16 protein-coding genes are annotated in these 16,632 nt (G+C 47.5%); 9 read left to right on the top strand and 7 right to left on the bottom strand.

All coding sequences use genetic code 11. The features are described 5' to 3' along the window. Positions 1-12 precede the first annotated feature (12 nt). From VFK44_02190 to VFK44_02160, 7 genes are all read left to right on the top strand, one after another. Positions 13-288, top strand: a complete 276-nt coding sequence (locus VFK44_02190; protein ID HET7627173.1) for a hypothetical protein — start codon at positions 13-15, stop codon at positions 286-288. Next, the gene (locus VFK44_02185; GenBank protein HET7627172.1) at positions 272-3,955 is read left to right on the top strand and encodes a nitrate reductase subunit alpha; all 3,684 of its coding nucleotides are present in this window, start codon (positions 272-274) and stop codon (positions 3,953-3,955) included. Before VFK44_02190 ends, VFK44_02185 begins: the two co-directional genes overlap by 17 nt. Further along, the gene (gene narH / locus VFK44_02180; GenBank protein ID HET7627171.1) at positions 3,945-5,447 is read left to right on the top strand and encodes a nitrate reductase subunit beta; all 1,503 of its coding nucleotides are present in this window, start codon (positions 3,945-3,947) and stop codon (positions 5,445-5,447) included. The genes VFK44_02185 and narH overlap by 11 nt, the downstream gene beginning before the upstream one ends. Then, positions 5,444-6,049, top strand: a complete 606-nt coding sequence (narJ, locus tag VFK44_02175) for a nitrate reductase molybdenum cofactor assembly chaperone (protein ID HET7627170.1) — start codon at positions 5,444-5,446, stop codon at positions 6,047-6,049. Before narH ends, narJ begins: the two co-directional genes overlap by 4 nt. Positions 6,050-6,066: 17 nt before the next feature. Then, positions 6,067-6,759, top strand: coding sequence for a respiratory nitrate reductase subunit gamma (gene narI, locus VFK44_02170; protein HET7627169.1), 693 nt, complete (start codon positions 6,067-6,069; stop codon positions 6,757-6,759). A 220-nt stretch (positions 6,760-6,979) separates the two neighbouring features. Further along, entirely contained in the window at positions 6,980-7,234 is a 255-nt protein-coding gene (locus VFK44_02165; protein HET7627168.1) for an amino acid decarboxylase, read from the top strand. Between the two features lie 91 nt (positions 7,235-7,325). Then, positions 7,326-7,787, top strand: a complete 462-nt coding sequence (locus tag VFK44_02160) for a DUF2269 family protein (GenBank protein ID HET7627167.1) — start codon at positions 7,326-7,328, stop codon at positions 7,785-7,787. A gap of 59 nt (positions 7,788-7,846) precedes the next feature. Here the strand turns inward: VFK44_02160 and VFK44_02155 are convergent, their stop codons facing one another. Then, on the bottom strand, positions 7,847-8,785 hold the full coding sequence (locus tag VFK44_02155; GenBank protein HET7627166.1) for a 4-hydroxy-3-methylbut-2-enyl diphosphate reductase: 939 nt from the start codon (positions 8,783-8,785) through the stop codon (positions 7,847-7,849). 164 nt (positions 8,786-8,949) lie between these two features. Between VFK44_02155 and hemQ the strand changes: the two genes are divergently transcribed. Both hemQ and VFK44_02145 read left to right on the top strand, forming a co-directional pair. Beyond that, positions 8,950-9,687 (top strand): hydrogen peroxide-dependent heme synthase, encoded by a 738-nt coding sequence (gene hemQ / locus VFK44_02150; protein HET7627165.1) that lies wholly within the window; start codon positions 8,950-8,952, stop codon positions 9,685-9,687. Between the two features lie 374 nt (positions 9,688-10,061). After that, positions 10,062-10,787 (top strand): Crp/Fnr family transcriptional regulator, encoded by a 726-nt coding sequence (locus VFK44_02145; GenBank protein HET7627164.1) that lies wholly within the window; start codon positions 10,062-10,064, stop codon positions 10,785-10,787. A gap of 189 nt (positions 10,788-10,976) precedes the next feature. On the opposite strand, the gene ric is transcribed toward VFK44_02145, so the two are convergent. From ric to VFK44_02115, 6 genes are all read right to left on the bottom strand, one after another. Further along, positions 10,977-11,684: an iron-sulfur cluster repair di-iron protein gene (gene ric, locus VFK44_02140; protein HET7627163.1), complete on the bottom strand. Its 708-nt coding sequence runs from the start codon at positions 11,682-11,684 to the stop codon at positions 10,977-10,979. A 69-nt stretch (positions 11,685-11,753) separates the two neighbouring features. Further along, positions 11,754-12,746 carry a COX15/CtaA family protein gene (locus VFK44_02135; GenBank protein HET7627162.1) on the bottom strand — a complete coding sequence of 331 codons (993 nt, stop codon included), beginning with the start codon at positions 12,744-12,746 and terminating at the stop codon, positions 11,754-11,756. 69 nt (positions 12,747-12,815) lie between these two features. Continuing rightward, on the bottom strand, positions 12,816-13,109 hold the full coding sequence (locus VFK44_02130) for a cytochrome C oxidase subunit IV family protein (protein ID HET7627161.1): 294 nt from the start codon (positions 13,107-13,109) through the stop codon (positions 12,816-12,818). Beyond that, complete coding sequence (gene qoxC, locus VFK44_02125; protein ID HET7627160.1) at positions 13,106-13,738, bottom strand: cytochrome aa3 quinol oxidase subunit III; 633 nt, start codon at positions 13,736-13,738, stop codon at positions 13,106-13,108. Before qoxC ends, VFK44_02130 begins: the two co-directional genes overlap by 4 nt. Before the next feature lie 2 nt (positions 13,739-13,740). Then, positions 13,741-15,702: a cytochrome aa3 quinol oxidase subunit I gene (qoxB, locus tag VFK44_02120; protein ID HET7627159.1), complete on the bottom strand. Its 1,962-nt coding sequence runs from the start codon at positions 15,700-15,702 to the stop codon at positions 13,741-13,743. Between the two features lie 15 nt (positions 15,703-15,717). Next, positions 15,718-16,611 carry a ubiquinol oxidase subunit II gene (locus VFK44_02115; GenBank protein ID HET7627158.1) on the bottom strand — a complete coding sequence of 298 codons (894 nt, stop codon included), beginning with the start codon at positions 16,609-16,611 and terminating at the stop codon, positions 15,718-15,720. Positions 16,612-16,632: the final 21 nt, after the last annotated feature.

The following is a 16,632-nucleotide window of genomic DNA, read 5'->3' as shown; positions in this document are numbered from 1 at the left end:
GGCTGGGTCCTCATGTTTCCGATTGAACAAGATGCCATGCTCGTCGAAGACCGCGAAGATTTGCTTGCCCTGTTACATATGCGGTTTGGCCGTCAACCGTCCGGCGTCGTTGATGCGATTTACGATATTCGACAACTGGATGCGTTACAACGATTAATTTTGGCTGCCGCCAACTCCCCGCACTGGGAAATGTTTTTGGAAGAATTAAATGCCGGAGACTCAGCCGCACGAATCGCGGGGCAAGCTTTTTCCCCAATGGAGGATGATGGCCGTGAGCTTGAGGGATAACAAACTGTTTCAAACGCTGAAACATTTAAAACGCGGAAACCGCATCAACGACGATTGGACGGAGGAAAGTCCTAGAACCCGCGAATGGGAGAAGTTGTATCGTCAACGATGGGGACATGATAAAATTGTCCGCTCTACGCACGGTGTGAATTGCACAGGCTCTTGCAGCTGGAAGATTTACGTTAAAGACGGCATCATCACGTGGGAAACCCAGCAGACGGACTATCCTTCGACCGGTGACAACTTTCCTGAATATGAACCGCGCGGATGCCCGCGGGGGGCAAGCTATTCTTGGTATACATACAGCCCGATCCGCGTGAAATATCCTTATGTCCGCGGCGATCTCTATGAACTTTGGAAACAGGAGCTGGAAAGTGCGAAAGATCCAGTAGAGGCATGGAAACAAATCGTCGAAGACTCCGAAAAACGTGCATCTTATGTGAAGGCAAGGGGAAAAGGCGGATTTGTCCGCGGTACATGGAAAGATGTATGCGACATGATTGCCGCTTCTTCCATTTATACGATCAAAAAATACGGACCGGACCGCATTGCGGGGTTCAGCCCGATTCCAGCGATGTCAATGGTTAGTTATGCCGGCGGCACGCGATTTTTGTCGCTCATCGGCGGCACCATTCTCAGCTTTTATGACTGGTACGCTGATCTTCCGCCGGCTTCGCCGCAAGTATGGGGAGAACAGACCGATGTTCCCGAAAGCGGCGATTGGTACAATGCGAAGTATTTTATTATTTGGGGTACGAATTTGCCGCAAACGCGCACGCCTGATGCCCATTTCATGGTCGAGTCACGCTATAACGGCACGAAAGTCGTCGGTGTCAGCCCTGATTACAGCGAATATGAGAAATTCGCGGACATTTGGCTTCCTGCACGCCCCGGAACGGATGGGGCGTTGGCGATGGCAATGACGCATGTCATCTTGAAAGAATTTTACATTGATCATCCGACGCCGTATTTCATTGATTACGCCAAACAGTACACCGATTTGCCGTTTTTGGTCAAGCTGAAACAAACAGGCAAAGGCTATCGTTCCGGCCGCTTCTTAAGAGCTTCCGATTTCGATGATAAGCATTCATTCAGCGAATGGAAAACGGTCGTTTTGGACCAAATTTCCGGAAAGGTCGCTGTACCTAACGGAAGCCAAGGCTTTCGCTGGGATAAGAGCGGCAAATGGAATCTCGACATGACCGATGAGAGCGGGGCATCGTTAAACCCGCGCCTCAGCATGATCGAAGATGCAAAAGAAGTCGTACAAGTCGATTTTCCGTATTTCGGTGAAAAAAACGGCAAGACAATCACGCGCGGCGTGCCGATTAAGCGCTTGACCGATAAAAACGGCGAGCAAATGCTCGTCACGACCGTGTTTGATTTAATGATGGTGCATACAGGTATCAGTCGCGGTTTGGCTGGCAACTTTCCGGTCGATTACGAGGATGCAACGCAGCCGTATACGCCGGCATGGCAAGAAAAAATCACCGGCGTGAAGAAAAACCACGCGATTCAAGTGGCACGAGAATTTGCTGATAATGCTGCGAGAACGAAAGGCAAGTCGATGATCGCAATGGGCGGAGGTACGAATCACTGGTATCACAGCGATCACATATACAGAGCGATTTTAAATCTCGTTTTACTGACCGGATCTCAAGGCGTGAACGGAGGCGGATGGGCGCATTATGTCGGACAAGAAAAAGTGCGGCCGTTAGAAGGGTTTTCACAGGTCGCCTTTGCGAACGATTGGGTCAAAGCGCCACGCTTCATGAACGGTACATCGTTCTTTTACTTTGCGACCGAGCAATTTCGCTATGAATATCCGCAACGAGATGAACCAACGGATTGGCCTAGCAAATACCGGCAAATGCATCCAGCTGACATGAATGCTTTGTCTGCACGGCTTGGTTGGCTGCCAAGTTTCCCGCAGTTTTCGCAAAATGCGCTTGATGTTGTGAAAGAAGCGCGCGAAAAAGGTCTGACCGACGATCAACAGGTCGTTGAAGATGTGGCCAAGCAACTCGCTGACGGGGACATCGATTGGGCAATCGAGCATCCGAACGATCCGCGCAATTTCCCGCGCGTCTTTTTCAATTGGCGTTCGAATTTGCTCGGCGACAGCGGGAAAGGCCATGAGTATTTTGTGAAGCATTTCATCGGCGGTGATGACTCCGTCTTAACGGATACCGAACAATCGCGTCAGCCGAAGGATGTGCATGTCGATGACGTGCCGCCGGAAGGCAAGGTCGATTTGTTCGTCAGCATGGATTTCCGCATGACAAGCTCCGGTTTGTTTTCTGACATCGTTCTTCCAGCTGCCACGTGGTACGAGAAGTTTGACCTGAATACGACGGATTTGCATCCATTTATCCATCCGTTCAATGCCGCGGTCTCACCGCAATGGCAGTCGAAAAGTGATTGGGATGCATTCGGCGTCATTGCCAAGCGGTTTTCGGAAATGGCGAAGGAGCATTTGCCGGAAGCGGAGGACCTTGTCATGACGCCGCTCATTCACGACACCATCAATGAAACGGCACAGCCGTTCGGTGAAGTGAAAGATTGGCGCAAAGGTGAAGTTCAGCCAATTCCCGGGAAAACGATGCCGAATTTCAACATCGTGAAGCGTGATTATGCAAATGTGTACGACATGTGGTCATCCATTGGACCCGGAATCAAAAACGGATATGGAACAAAAGGAGTGAAAATCCCCGGCGAAGACGTGTATCAACAGCTTCTTGACCGGCTGGGCAAGTCGAAACATGAAGGGATCGGACGCGGACATCCGGATCTTACATCGGCAAAGCAAGCCATTGACGCGATTTTGCTTATGTCGGGCGCGACGAACGGCGTGCGTGCGGTTGAAGGATGGAAATCGCTCGAAAGTGTCACAGGCAAACAACTGGGTCACATTGCGGACGCGCGCGAAGAAGAGGATTACACGCTTCACGCGTTGACAATTCAACCGCGGCAAGCGATCTCGACGCCGGTTTGGAGCGGGCTCGAAAACGACAACCGACGGTATTCCCCTTTTACCGTCAACAAAGAATTTCACATTCCATGGCGGACGTTGACTGGCCGGCAAAGTTTTTATCTGGATCATGAAGTCATGCTCGATTACGGTGAAGCTCTGCCGCTTTATTTGCCGCCATTGACGTTAAGCCCGTATTTAAGCGGCGAAAAAGAAGTTGAAAATACCGGGAAGCATATGACGATTCGCTATTTAACACCGCACCAAAAGTGGGGCATTCACACCATGTTCACGGATACAACGCAAATGTCCACGCTGTTTCGCGGCTGGCAAGTCGTCTGGTTGAATGAAAAAGACGCCGCTTCCATCGGGGTGAAGGATAACGCTTGGATTGAAGTGTACAATCGGAATGGTGTCGTAGCGGCAAGAGCGGTCTTAACGTACCGGATTCCGGAAGGGGTTGCTTACATGTACCACGCGCAAGACCGAACATTAGGTGTGCCCGGCAATACCATTAACAAAAATCGCGGCGGCACGCATAACAGTGTGACCCGGATTTCACCGAAAGCGACACATATGATCGGCGGCTATTCCCAGTTAAGCTACGGTTTTAACTATTATGGGCCGACCGGACACCAGCGCGACACGGTAGCGATCATTCGACCGCTCAAGGAGGTGGATTGGCTTGAGGATTAAATCGCAAGTGTGCATGGTCATGCATCTCGACAAATGCATCGGCTGTCATACGTGCAGTGTCACTTGTAAAAATGTTTGGACGAACCGCCCGGGGACCGAATATTTGTGGTTCAACAACGTCGAAACGCGACCTGGTGTCGGTTACCCGAGAGAGTGGGAAAACATCGATCGCTACAAAGGCGGTTGGACGCTGAAAAAGGGAAAGCTGCAGCTGCGTGCAGGCGGGCCGATCACGAAATTGGCGAAGCTTTTTTATAACCCGAACATGGCCACATTGAATGAATTTTACGAACCGTGGACGTACGATTATGAAAACCTCATTGACAGTCCGAAGCAGGACAGCTTGCCGACCGCTCGTCCGATTTCGATGATCACAGGAAAATATATTGATCAACCCGAATGGGGATCGAATTGGGATGACGATTTGGCCGGCGGCAGCGAAATTGTGCCGAACGACCCAAATGTTCAAAAGATCCAAGAGGAGATCGCGACCGAATATGAAAAAACATTCATGATGTATTTGCCGCGGATCTGTGAGCATTGTTTGAATCCTTCGTGTGTCGCATCGTGTCCGTCCGGTGCACTGTATAAACGCGACGAAGACGGCGTCGTACTCGTTGATCAGGAAAATTGCCGAGGGTGGCGCTTTTGCATGAACGGCTGCCCGTATCACAAGGTGTATTACAACTGGAACACACATAAAGCGGAAAAATGCAACTTCTGTTATCCAAGAACGGAGGCAGGGCTGCCGACGATATGTTCGGAAACGTGCGTCGGACGCATTCGTTACATCGGCGTGGTCTTATATGATGCCGACAAAGTAAAAGAAGCCGCTTCCGTTGAAGATCCGCAAGAGCTGTACCATTCACAGCTGTCTGTTTTTCTTGATCCTTTCGATCCAGAAGTCATAGAGGAAGCCGAACGTGCAGGCATCAACCAAGAATGGGTCAAAGCTGCGCAAGATTCGCCGATTTATAAGATGGCGATGAAATGGAAAATTGCGTTGCCGCTGCATCCGGAGTACCGCACGCTGCCGATGGTCTGGTATGTCCCGCCGCTCAGTCCGATCATGAGTCATATTGAAAATGAACAGGAATTGGTGACAGACGGCTACATTCCGGCAGTCGATCAGATGCGGATTCCGATGGAATATTTAGCTTCGCTGTTGACGGCAGGTGATACATCGATTATTCGAAAAGTGTTGTTAAAACTTTCCGCGATGAGGGTTTACAAACGCAAGCAAACCGTTGGCGGTATCGATGACTTTCAAACGAGTCAATTGTTGAAAGAAGCCGATATCTCGGTAGAAGAAGTAGAAGAAATGGCGCGGTTGCTTGCAGTAGCAAAATACAATGAACGCTTTGTCATTCCGACCGGCCGAAGGGAAATGAAAGAAGACTCCTTTTATCAACAAGGCGCCTGCAGCATTAATGACCTCGCACCTCCCGAAGGCATGGTCACGTATCCGTTCGGAAAGGATAGAGGAAAATGATGAATGATGAAAAACGGGCGTTGCTGATGATGGCATCAAGAATCTTAAGCTACCCGGAAGATGCTTTTTTCGATGATTTGCAAGCGATGGAATCATTGTTGGAATCGCACGTGACAGCTGAAAGAGCCGTCGATTCGCTTAATCAAGTGTTCATTTCCTTAAAAAAAGACACGTTGCAGCAATTGCGCGAGCACTATGTGGCGGTCTTTGATTGGAAAAAGAAAACCGGCTTATATTTAACGGCGCAAGAATACGGAGACAACCGGAAGCGAGGAGGCGCCTTAATTAAGCTGCAAAAAATGATCGCCGCGTCCGGCTATGAAAATGTGCCGGATGAACTTGTCGATCATATGCCAATGCTCTATGAATGGATGGCGGTCGTGGATGAATCGTTTCATCGCGACCGCATTGAACGCAGATTGGCCGGAGTTACGTTTACAATTGCGAATCATTTGTCCGAAAAATCCCCTTATCAGCACGTTTTGCAAATGCTTGTGGATCACGTGTTCGGAAAGCCGTCGAAAACGGAGATGGACGATTTGATGAGAGAAATGGAAGAGGCAGATGAAGACGAGCTGCCATATCCGTTGTTTTATGACTAAAAAGGAGCGAGCGTCCAATGACTGAAATTTTTTTCTGGGTCATTTTTCCTTACATCGCAGGAACCGTAATGATATTTGGATTGTTGTACCGCTTCGCTTTCCGGCAGCTCACCTGGGCAGCCCCTTCCACAGAAATTTTCGAGAAAAAAAAGCTGCGCCTCGGTTCGCAGTTGTTTCATTGGGGCATTATTTTCGCTTTCATCGGTCACATCATGGGCATCATCATCCCGCACAGCGTCTATGACTTTTTCAATGTGCCGGATGAATGGTATCATACGATGGCGATCCTCACCGGCGGGGCTGCAGGTCTCATGATCGTTGTCGGTCTTTTTATTTTACTCGTCCGCAAATTCGCCGTCCCGCGCGTTCGTGCTCACACCAGTTTCGCCGATTATTACTCGATCGTTCTGCTTTTGCTCGTTTCCGGTCTCGGCGCCTACATGACAATCGTCTACAATACGACGGTCGTCGCCTACGAATACCGCACGACGATCGGTCCGTGGTTCCGCAGCTTGTTCATCTTTCAACCGCGCTATGAACTGATGACCGCCGTCCCGTTGCTCTTTCAAGTCCATGTCGTCATTGCCTTTTTGCTGTTCGCCTCGATTCCATTCACAAAACTTGTTCATTTCTTCGCTTTGCCGATCCGATATCCGGCCAGGGCGCCACAGCAATATCGGGCTAGAGATGGTTATCGAGGACGCGAATAGACGACGAAAGGTCAAAAGATCAAGCGTAAGCCGCCTATAATAAGGGCGGCTTTTAAAATCGTGGTAAAAACAGGTAATCCTGATATGGAAACAAAAATAGGAGAATTCATAAAATTGTAATGAGCGGGGAATGAAATTGTGAGCTGTATCACTAGTATGATGATTTTTTCACTTAAAATGGTCTATATAGCAAGATTCAACTACAACAAGGAGGGAAATAATGATTCATGTTCAACGAGAGGGAGATCGTGCCGTTATCGATGTTCGGGAACTCGTGAAAAAAGGACATCATCCGAAAGGAGAAATCTTTCAGTATGTAAAAGAGGCGCCAGTAGGCACGTTACTTGAAATCCATGTGCCTCATCGGGCACAACCGTTAGTGAGCGGCTTATCTGCTTTAGGGTTAAATGTTATCGTTAAGGAGCTGTCCATGGACCATTTTTTGTTGAGAACGGTAAAATTAATTGACTCTTAACCTGTGAATCTTACAACGCTCTGAAGGATAAAAAGGAATACAGCTATGATTGATCCTTGAAGCTTAGGAAGATTCGTACAGAGAGTAGGATATGGACATGACAACGCTCTATACGATCCTTATTTTCATTCATGTATGCTCAGCCATATTAGGAATGGGACCGGGCTTTGCTTTAATTTATGTTGTGAAATCGGCAAATACGATGTCTGAATTGAAGCATGCCTATGCGATCCGAAATCGGCTGCATCATTTTGTGATGATGGGCGGTATGCTTTTGTTGATTTCAGGATTATTGATGGGACTTTTGAACACAGCACTTTTCCATATGGGGTGGTATGTGACCAGTTTGATCCTCTTTCTTATCGGATTAGCTATGGGACCGCTCGTATTGGCACGAAAATCAAGACCCGTCAAGGCATTGCTGGAAACGTATGAAGGTGACAACATACCGGAAGCATACAAGCAACTGTCGAATGAACTTTTTAAATATGAACGTCTTGAAAATGGAATCTTTTTAATTGTGATCGCTCTCATGATTTTAAAGCCCTTTTAGGAGGCACGTAAAAGCCCCTTTTGAGATCGTCAATAGGAACTCAAAAGGGGCTTTTACGTCTATATTTTTACCTTCGGTAAAATGTTCTGTCGTTCTATAGGTTTTTCCTTGTTCCATGTCGATGGGTCGTTCGGGTCGTATTGTTCGAGAAAACGAATCACTTGCTTTGTAATAGGTGTCGGTGTCGAAGCACCGGCCGTGACAGCCACTTTATGAACGCCTTTTAGTGCAGAAAGATCAAGCTGTGCCAAATTTTCAATCCGTATGCCTGGGGTTCCGGCAATTGCTTCGGAAACTTGAACCAACCGATTGGAATTATTGCTTCGAGGATCACCAACGACAATAAGGAGATCGGCATTTCCTGCCTGCTCGGCAACCGCTTCTTGTCGAGTCTGCGTAGCAAAGCAAATCTCATTATAAACTTCTGCTTGCGGATACTTTTCAACCACCTGATGAATGATTTCCTTCACGTCCCATTGACTTAAAGTCGTTTGATTCGTGACGAGAATTTTTTCAGCCTTTAAACGAAGCTTTTTTACATCTTCCTGCGAAGTGACAAGATGGACAGCGTTTGGTGCAATCCCCACGGCTCCTTCCGGTTCAGGGTGACCTTGTTTCCCGATGTAAACAATATGGTACCCTTCTTCTGTCTTCTCGCGAATGATGTTGTGCGTATGTAACACATCAGAACATGTTGCATCAATGGTTGTTAATCCTTTCTCTTGCGCAACGAGACGTACCTCTGGTGAAACACCGTGAGCGGTAAAGATCACCGTTCCGCTCGTTACTTGTTTTAAAATTTCTAAACGATTTTCCCCATCCAGCGTAATGATATCGTCTTCTTCAAATGCGTCCGTCACATGATGGTTGTGAACAAGCATCCCAAGAATGTAGATCGGTTTCGGTAAATCAGGATTTTGAGCGGCACGGCGAGCGACCACCATTGCATTAATGACTCCGTGGCAGTACCCGCGTGGTGCAATTTTAATAACATCCATTCGTTTGACTCCCTCCTCAATCCCATTGTTTCACATGAACGTCATCCATTTTGTGATGCAAGTCACCGTTATCGTTGCTATTCAGCCTTACATTAAAGATAGGTTAAATGCCTCAGGTACAGGGGTTTTGATCTCGATCATCATTCAAAAAGAGGTGGTTTTCAATGGAACAAGAAGTGGTAAATGGCTGGTTTGTCTTGCATGATATGCGGACATTTGATTGGGAAAAGTGGAGAAATTGCTCCTCACGTGAACGGCAAAGTGTGATTCGTGAATTCGTTCAATTGCTGGAACGGTGGGAGAAAGTACAAGATCGTCAAGAAGGCAGCCAAATGTTGTACTCAGTTGTCGGCCAAAAAGCGGATCTCCTATTGGTCATTCTCCGGCCGACAATGAAAGAACTGAATCTGGCCGAGACAGCGTTAGCGAAAACCCGTTTTCTAGATTTTACGAAATCGGCCAATTCTTATCTGGCCGCTGTTGAAAAGAGCAGTTTTTCGGGTGAGCCGAACAAACTGCATGACGATCCAGAAATCCAAAAGAAACTAAGACCCGCGGTCCCTAAGATGAATCATATATGTTTTTATCCGATGAGTAAAAGACGCGGGGAACAAAAGAACTGGTTCACGCTGCCGATCGAAGATAGGAAGCGTATGATGTTTGAGCATATTGAAACTTGCAAAAAGTATAATCAAACCGTGAAACGGATCATCACAGGATCTTCCGGGTTGGACGATTATGAGTGGGGGATCTCGCTCTTTGCCGATGATGCCATGGCGTTTAAGAACATCATTTATGATACCCGGTTTGACGAAGTCAGCGCTGTTTACGGGTTGTTCGGCCCGTTTTATATCGGCAATCGGATGAAAACAACTGACATGGAATCCTTTTTTGCTTTGTAAAAATCGGAAACAAATTCGAATTACAGCGGAAAACGAGACTCAAGAAAAAATGAGACATGTTGGCAAGGAACTAAGGCGTCGATGCAAGAATGATTTCATCGATCGCGCACCTCTTTTGATGTCTCTCGCCGGTTAATGGGTAATGAAGGGAACCATGGTTTACGTCAAGCTTTCGGATATCACCTGTCTGTCAGATCGTGAAAAAAATTTTGTGAATACGACACAGAAGGGAAAGAAGAGGTGCACATGGTCGCTTAAAATCTGAAATGCGTATCTTCTTCAAAGACCGCTTACTAAATGTGCGCAACATCACAACAGCCGTCGGCAGCCGATAATATAATCAATGTAACCATTCGTTACAGGAGAGATAGAAGATGGTAGAAATGCAAATGCTTGCTAAAGAAGATCATCCGTTTCGGAATTCGGTCTATTTCTCGAAAAAAAATCTTCGCTTGTTGCAAACTCACATGATCCTGAAATCCTTTCCAAAAGGCGCATTCATGTTTCGCGAAGGTCAGTCTGCCAACCACTTTTATTATTTAATACAAGGAGCGGTGAAGGTAACAAAATCCGGCGGGAACGGGAAAGAGCTTTTGATTTATTGTTTTCGCTCAGGTGATTTCTTTGGAGAAAAAAGCGTGGGAAAGGTCAAAACGATGAGCTTTGATGCGAAATGTGTGCAACCAAGTGTCATTGGCATCATGGATCAAAAGAACATTCAACGGTTAATGAAAGATGAGCCGCAACTCGCTATCCAATTCATGAACTGGATGGGGTATATGCAAAGGTTTACGCAAATAAAGCTTCGAGACTTGTTATTCTATGGAAAAATGGGAGCGCTCGCTTCAACGATCATTCGGATGGTGAATACTTTTGGGATCGAAGACGGGGACCGAATTCGTTTGTCCGTGCATTTTACCAACAGTGAACTTGCAAGCATGATCGGAGCAACGCGAGAGACCGTCAACCGCATGCTGCATCAACTGAAAAAGGACGGTTTGATCGATTATCAAGCCTCAGAAATCATCGTTTACGACATCGAAGGACTCAAGGACATTTGTCAATGCGAAAAATGTCCAATCGAAGTATGCCGGCTTTAAAACCTCTCTTTACCACCTCCAATTATTTGAACTTATGTTGTCTAATCTATCGGAAAGTTGCGAAGATCTGCTCATCTATCTAATCGCTCGAGAAGCTTTAAAAGGAAACATGAAGCCGCCGTAGATGGATCATCATCTACGGCGGTTTGACACGCAAGCAGTGAATCCGTCCCTTTCTTCCTCGAATACTTACGCGCTTTTGACGAGCCGCGGGAAAAGAATATTATTTTCAAGGTGAATGTGCTCAAACAAATCAGATTCAAGCTCTTGCAATTGCTTGAAAGTCATCGAATAGGTCTGGCACGCATCAGGAGGAAGTTGATAATCACCGGTGAGTTCGCGCATCGATTTTAACAAATCGCCAGCTGCGTCATGCTCGCTCTCCAATTCCTCAATGGCCTCTGAGAGTTCTTCCAGTACAGCAGGGGAGGCGGCGGTATCAAACGCTTTGATCTTCGGAAATACGGACTCTTCTTCCTTGATTGAGTGACTTTCAAGCTCCATCTTCAAGGCATGATAAGCATGATGCAACTGCTTAAGCTCGGGATGATTTTTTCCGTGCACCCGGTAAATTTTTGTCACCCATTGACTCAGCTCGGGCAACACTTGATTCAAATAAGCGTGATGCTTGCCAACGATATGATCAACAAGCTCCGAAGAACTTCTTTCTCTCCAATCGGTTTGTTGTTTCAGCGCAGATTGTGCCGCCTCATATAAGTCATTCAGCTCAAGCAAAAGGTGATCGACATCAAGTTCCTTTTCTTCAACGGCTTCCCTTAACGGACGATCTCCTCCGCAGCAAAAATCAATGCGGTATCTTTTCAGAAGCGCGCTTGCCATAGGAAAATGGCTGACAATGTCACCGACGTGTGTTTCTTTTGTGAAAGCTTGTTCCATTTTGAATTCCTCCTAAACTAGAGTCTTCTTTACCTTAATGCTTTTCGTGTGAAACCGATGTGACCTTTGTCACGATCCGGAAGGTTTGGCGTGTTTTTTTCTTTTTTCTTGTACGACTTTTCGATCACGGCTTTTGTGAAATGAGCCGCGAATCGAATGGAGCATTTCCGGAAGCGTTTGGAACGCTAAATAGGCCACCGACACAAACAGTAAAGAAACGAGGGTTACATGGCTGAGAAACGCCGGCATGCTTAAGTGCGATAAAATCAAATACGCTCCGCTGAAAATTTGCAGCAAGGTGAAAATAAATGCAAAGAGACTGCCGATGAAAAGGTCGCGGCGCACCCAGCGCAACCGGTACGATTTCCGAAGCAGTGCCGCGACGAGCACAAACAATCCGAATGCCACTAACCGATGGCCGAAATCGATCCAATACCCGATACCGGCAGCTTGCGTGGATTCAGAAGGGAAGGGCCAACCTTTAAACATGGCGCCGTAGCCGGAGTGAGTCACATAAGCCCCATAATAGATCGCAGCAAACACATAAATCATCGAAAACCAGGCTAACGGTGCGAAACGGGGAAGGGCCACCTTATTCCGTTGGTAACGCTTTGTCTTTTCAATTTCACCGACAACGATTGTGAGAAGCACACAAGCAGTGAAAGATGTAAAGGCCGTGCCCATATGAAAGGCGAGTACCCACGGGGGGTTAGAAAAGAGCACACTTGATGCGCCGAGCCCTGCTTCCGTCAACACGGCCGCCACGGAAACAGCGATCAAGCCTTTCACCCTTGGAAAACGGCGATATTTCATCGCTGCCACAGTTGAAAATACGATGAGCATGAGAATAACCGTCATTGCGACGAGACGGTGTGTATATTCAATCGTCGTCGCTTTGTCCCATACGCTAGGCACGAGTGCCCCGTCACAGAGCGGCCACTCTTTCCCGCATCCGAGCGTCGATCCCGTGATCGTATCGATGAACCCCATCGCATTGACAATAAACAAGCCGATGGATGTTGCGATCCCGAGCCCGAAAATGGTTGCGTGTCCCCGTTTCATCTTTATGCACCTCCGGTAGTGTGATCCATGCGGCACAGCAGCCACTCAGCTTCCGTGCCGCAAGGAAATTTAATGTACTTGCGCGTTGAACGTCATGACCCAAACGGAACCTGCGACGACCGCAATAGTGAAAATAACACCGAGCGCCAACCCGATAACATGGTAGGCGGGACCGTCAGATTCCATGAAGTGCATAAAGAAATACAGTTGCACGGCGATCTGCATGACAGCCAGAATCATCAATACCACCATCACTGCACCAAAAGGTAAAACATGCGCAACGCCGAGACCGAGAGCCGCAAAGGTAAGAATGAGAGACAACGCATATCCAACGACGTTCTTTAATGGAAACATCGGATTCATGAAACCACCCCCGTCATGTAAACTACGGTAAAGATAAACACCCAAATGATATCGAGAAAGTGCCAATACAGCCCTACAATAAACGCCTTGCGAGCGGTCACCGCGTCGATTCCGTAACGGGCGAGTTGTACGATGATCGAAATCATCCAAAAGATACCAAGCGAAACGTGAGCGCCGTGTGTACCAACGAGCGTGTAAAAGGCGGAAAGGAAGGCGCTGCGCTGCATTGTTGCACCCTCACCGACGTACTCGACAAACTCACGAATTTCAAAACCAACAAAACTGATGCCGAGCAATACCGTAACCATCAGCCAGCCGATCAATCTTTTTTTATGGCCGTTTCGCATTGCAAAGATGGCGAGACTGCCCGTAAAGCTGCTCGTTAACAGCAAGACGGTTTCGATTGTGAAACCGGTAATCCCGAACAATTCTTTATCGGTCGGACCTCCGTCCACATGTGTCCGCAAGACGAGATATGTGGCGAATAGACAAGCGAATAATACAAGGTCGGTGGCTAAGAACAGCCAAAACCCAAGAATTTTTAAGGATCCTTCCTTGTTTTGATATTCTAAAGGCAACTGAGTCTTTTCATAATGATGGTTTTCTTTCTCAAGCGGCAATGCGGCCATTTTTACACCCTCCCTAATGCCGTTTCGGTCCGGCGAATTTCGTCAGATGGGATATGGTGATCGGTATTTCTTTGCAGGGAGCGCAAAATCATGAACAACAACACACCGGCAATACCGACAGCGCCCATCCAATACCAATTGAAGACGAACCCGAATCCGCTGATGAAAAAGGCGACCGACATCATGAACGGCATGCCTGAGTTGTTCGGCATATGAACCGGTTCAAATCCTTTTTTCTTATTCAAATCTGTGAGCGATTCACCACGTTGCTTCATTTCCCACCAAGCATCCCGTTCTTTTACGTGAGGGATGTGCGCGAAATTGTAATGCGGGGCAGGAGAAGGCAATGCCCACTCAAGCGTACGTCCGTCCCACGGATCCCCGGTCAAATCTCTTTCTTTATGTTTCAGGCTGTACAACACTTGGACGACGATAAACAAGAAGCCGAGACCCATTAAATACGCACCGATCGTGGAAATGAAATTGTATGTGCCCCATCCGGTGCCGGCCGGATAAGTGTAGACCCGACGTGTCATCCCCATGAAACCGAGCGCATATTGCGGCATGAAACATACGTAAAAACCGATGTTAAAAAACCAAAATCCCCATTTGCCAAGGGTTTCGTTCAATTTAAAGCCGAACATTTTCGGCCACCAGTAATACATGCCGGCAAGTAAGCCGAATACCGGGCCGCCGATCAACACTTGGTGAAAGTGCGCGATCAAGAAGAAACTGTTGTGATATTGATAGTCGGCAGGAGCCACAGCGAGCATAACGCCTGTCGCGCCGCCGATGACGAAACAAGGCACGAAAGCGATCGTCCAGAGCATCGGAAGATTTAATCGGATTCGTCCTCGGAACATTGTAAACAGCCAGTTGAACACTTTCACCCCTGTCGGAATCGCAATGAACATCGAAGCGACCGCAAAGAAACTGTTGACGCCGGCACTTGCTCCCATCGTAAAGAAGTGGTGAACCCAGACGAAATAACTGACGACACTAATCAACATAAGCGAGAGGACCATCGACGAATATCCGAAAATCCGTTTTTTCGAAAACGTGCTGACGATCTCCGAATAAATTCCGAAAGCGGGCAAAACGACGATATACACTTCGGGATGACCCCAAATCCAAAACAAATTTATGAACATCATCGGGTTTCCGCCGTGCAGCATCGTGAAAAAGTGAGCGCCGGCGATTCGATCCAACATCAACAAAGCGAGTGCGATCGTTAAAGCAGGAAACGAGAAGATGATCACGATGCAGGAAGAAAGCACCGACCAGCAAAACAAAGGCATTTTCATCAAGTTCATGCCCGGGGCGCGCATTTTCAAAATCGTTACGATAAAATTGATCCCCGTTGCGATGCTGCCGATCCCGGATATTTGCAAGCTGAGCAAATAAAAGTTCTCGCCCGGTCCCGGATCGAAATTCAGTTCTGTAAGGGGAGGATAGCTCACCCAACCGCCGTCCGGCGATCCGCCGATGACAAACGACAAATTGAACAAGAATGCCCCAAAAAAGAACAACCAAAAACTGACGGCATTTAAGTAAGGAAAAGCGACGTCGCGTGCACCAAGTTGCAAAGGGACGACAATGTTGAACAAAGCGAAGATAAAAGGCATCGCCATGAACAAAATCATGATCGTTCCGTGCGTCGTGAAAATTTGATTGTAATGCTCCGAAGTTAAGAAATCCTGGTTCGGAAAAGCGAGCTGTGTCCGCATGAGCAGCGCATCCACACCGCCGCGAAACATCATTAACAATGCGGCAATCAAGTACATAATGCCGATCCTTTTATGATCGACGGTCGTAATCCACTCTTGCCAGAGCCATTTCCATTTTTTAAAGTACGTAAGAACAAAGAGAATCCCGAGCGTCACGAGGACGATGGAAACTTCCGCCGCAATGATCATCGGGTCTCCCGTAACAATGAAACTTGAAGTCTCAAACCCTTCTTTCATGGGAAACGCTCCTTTCTATTTGTCGGTTGAGGAACCCTCGGATTCCATGATTGAATGATCGTGATTCATATATTTGCCGCCGTTTTTCATGACGGTATTCATAAATAAATCTTCCGGATATGAAGAATACGATTGTTCCTCGACGAGACCCGGTATTTTTAACGTCTTATATCCAGCTTTCGTCAGTTCAGGTGCTGTATCTTTCACGTTTTCCACCCATTGCTGGAAGTCCTTTTCCGACTTCACAACAACATCGAAAGTCATGTGGGCAAAGCCTCTTCCTGTAAAGTTCGCCCCTTTTCCTTCATACGTACCGGTTTCATTCGCCTGAAGCCAAAGCCGCATCGCCATTCCAGGCATCGTATATTCTTGACCGCCGAGTGCCGGCACCCAAAACGAGTTCATCGGCGCATCCGACGTTAAAATGAATTGGATCGGCCGTCCTTGCGGGATTTCCGCATAATTTACCGTCGCCACACCTTGTTCCGGATAAAAGAATAACCATTTCCAGTCGAGTGAAGTGACTTGAACCGTTAACGGCTCTGCGCTTCTTTCAGGCGGATGCGTCAGGGCGAACGTTCCCTTGACCGTATACGTCGCGAGAATGGCGATGATCACAACCGGAATGCCCCACCATACGATCTCCAACCATTTGCTTTCAGACCAGTTTGGTTCATACCGGGCCGTGTTGTCCGGTCTATCCCGATAACGATACACGATGAAGGCTAACAAACCGAGCACGGGAATAATGACGATCCCGACGAGAACCGCCGAAAGAATGATAAGATCCAGTTCCTTTTGCCCGACAGGACCGACCGGATGCAAAACCGGATAACGTTCACTGCAGCCGGACAATAACAGCAGACTGAACAGTCCGACTGCTGTTGTTTGAAACATGCGTTTTGTCATATTGTTGACCCCTTTCCAACG

The organism is Bacillales bacterium, assembly GCA_035700025.1.
Classification (GTDB): domain Bacteria; phylum Bacillota; class Bacilli; order Bacillales; family DASSOY01; genus DASSOY01.
This window is presented reverse-complemented; position numbering and strand designations above follow the sequence as displayed.

Coding starts and splice junctions, on each gene's coding strand:
- VFK44_02190 (HET7627173.1), top strand. CDS start 13: ATGTTTCCGATTGAACAAGATGCCATGCTCGTCGAAGACCGCGAAGAT.
- narJ (HET7627170.1), top strand. CDS start 5,444: ATGATGAATGATGAAAAACGGGCGTTGCTGATGATGGCATCAAGAATC.
- narI (HET7627169.1), top strand. CDS start 6,067: ATGACTGAAATTTTTTTCTGGGTCATTTTTCCTTACATCGCAGGAACC.
- VFK44_02165 (HET7627168.1), top strand. CDS start 6,980: ATGATTCATGTTCAACGAGAGGGAGATCGTGCCGTTATCGATGTTCGG.
- VFK44_02160 (HET7627167.1), top strand. CDS start 7,326: ATGGACATGACAACGCTCTATACGATCCTTATTTTCATTCATGTATGC.
- VFK44_02155 (HET7627166.1), bottom strand. CDS start 8,785: ATGGATGTTATTAAAATTGCACCACGCGGGTACTGCCACGGAGTCATT.
- hemQ (HET7627165.1), top strand. CDS start 8,950: ATGGAACAAGAAGTGGTAAATGGCTGGTTTGTCTTGCATGATATGCGG.
- VFK44_02145 (HET7627164.1), top strand. CDS start 10,062: ATGGTAGAAATGCAAATGCTTGCTAAAGAAGATCATCCGTTTCGGAAT.
- ric (HET7627163.1), bottom strand. CDS start 11,684: ATGGAACAAGCTTTCACAAAAGAAACACACGTCGGTGACATTGTCAGC.
- VFK44_02135 (HET7627162.1), bottom strand. CDS start 12,746: ATGAAACGGGGACACGCAACCATTTTCGGGCTCGGGATCGCAACATCC.
- VFK44_02130 (HET7627161.1), bottom strand. CDS start 13,109: ATGAATCCGATGTTTCCATTAAAGAACGTCGTTGGATATGCGTTGTCT.
- qoxC (HET7627160.1), bottom strand. CDS start 13,738: ATGGCCGCATTGCCGCTTGAGAAAGAAAACCATCATTATGAAAAGACT.
- qoxB (HET7627159.1), bottom strand. CDS start 15,702: ATGAAAGAAGGGTTTGAGACTTCAAGTTTCATTGTTACGGGAGACCCG.
- VFK44_02115 (HET7627158.1), bottom strand. CDS start 16,611: ATGACAAAACGCATGTTTCAAACAACAGCAGTCGGACTGTTCAGTCTG.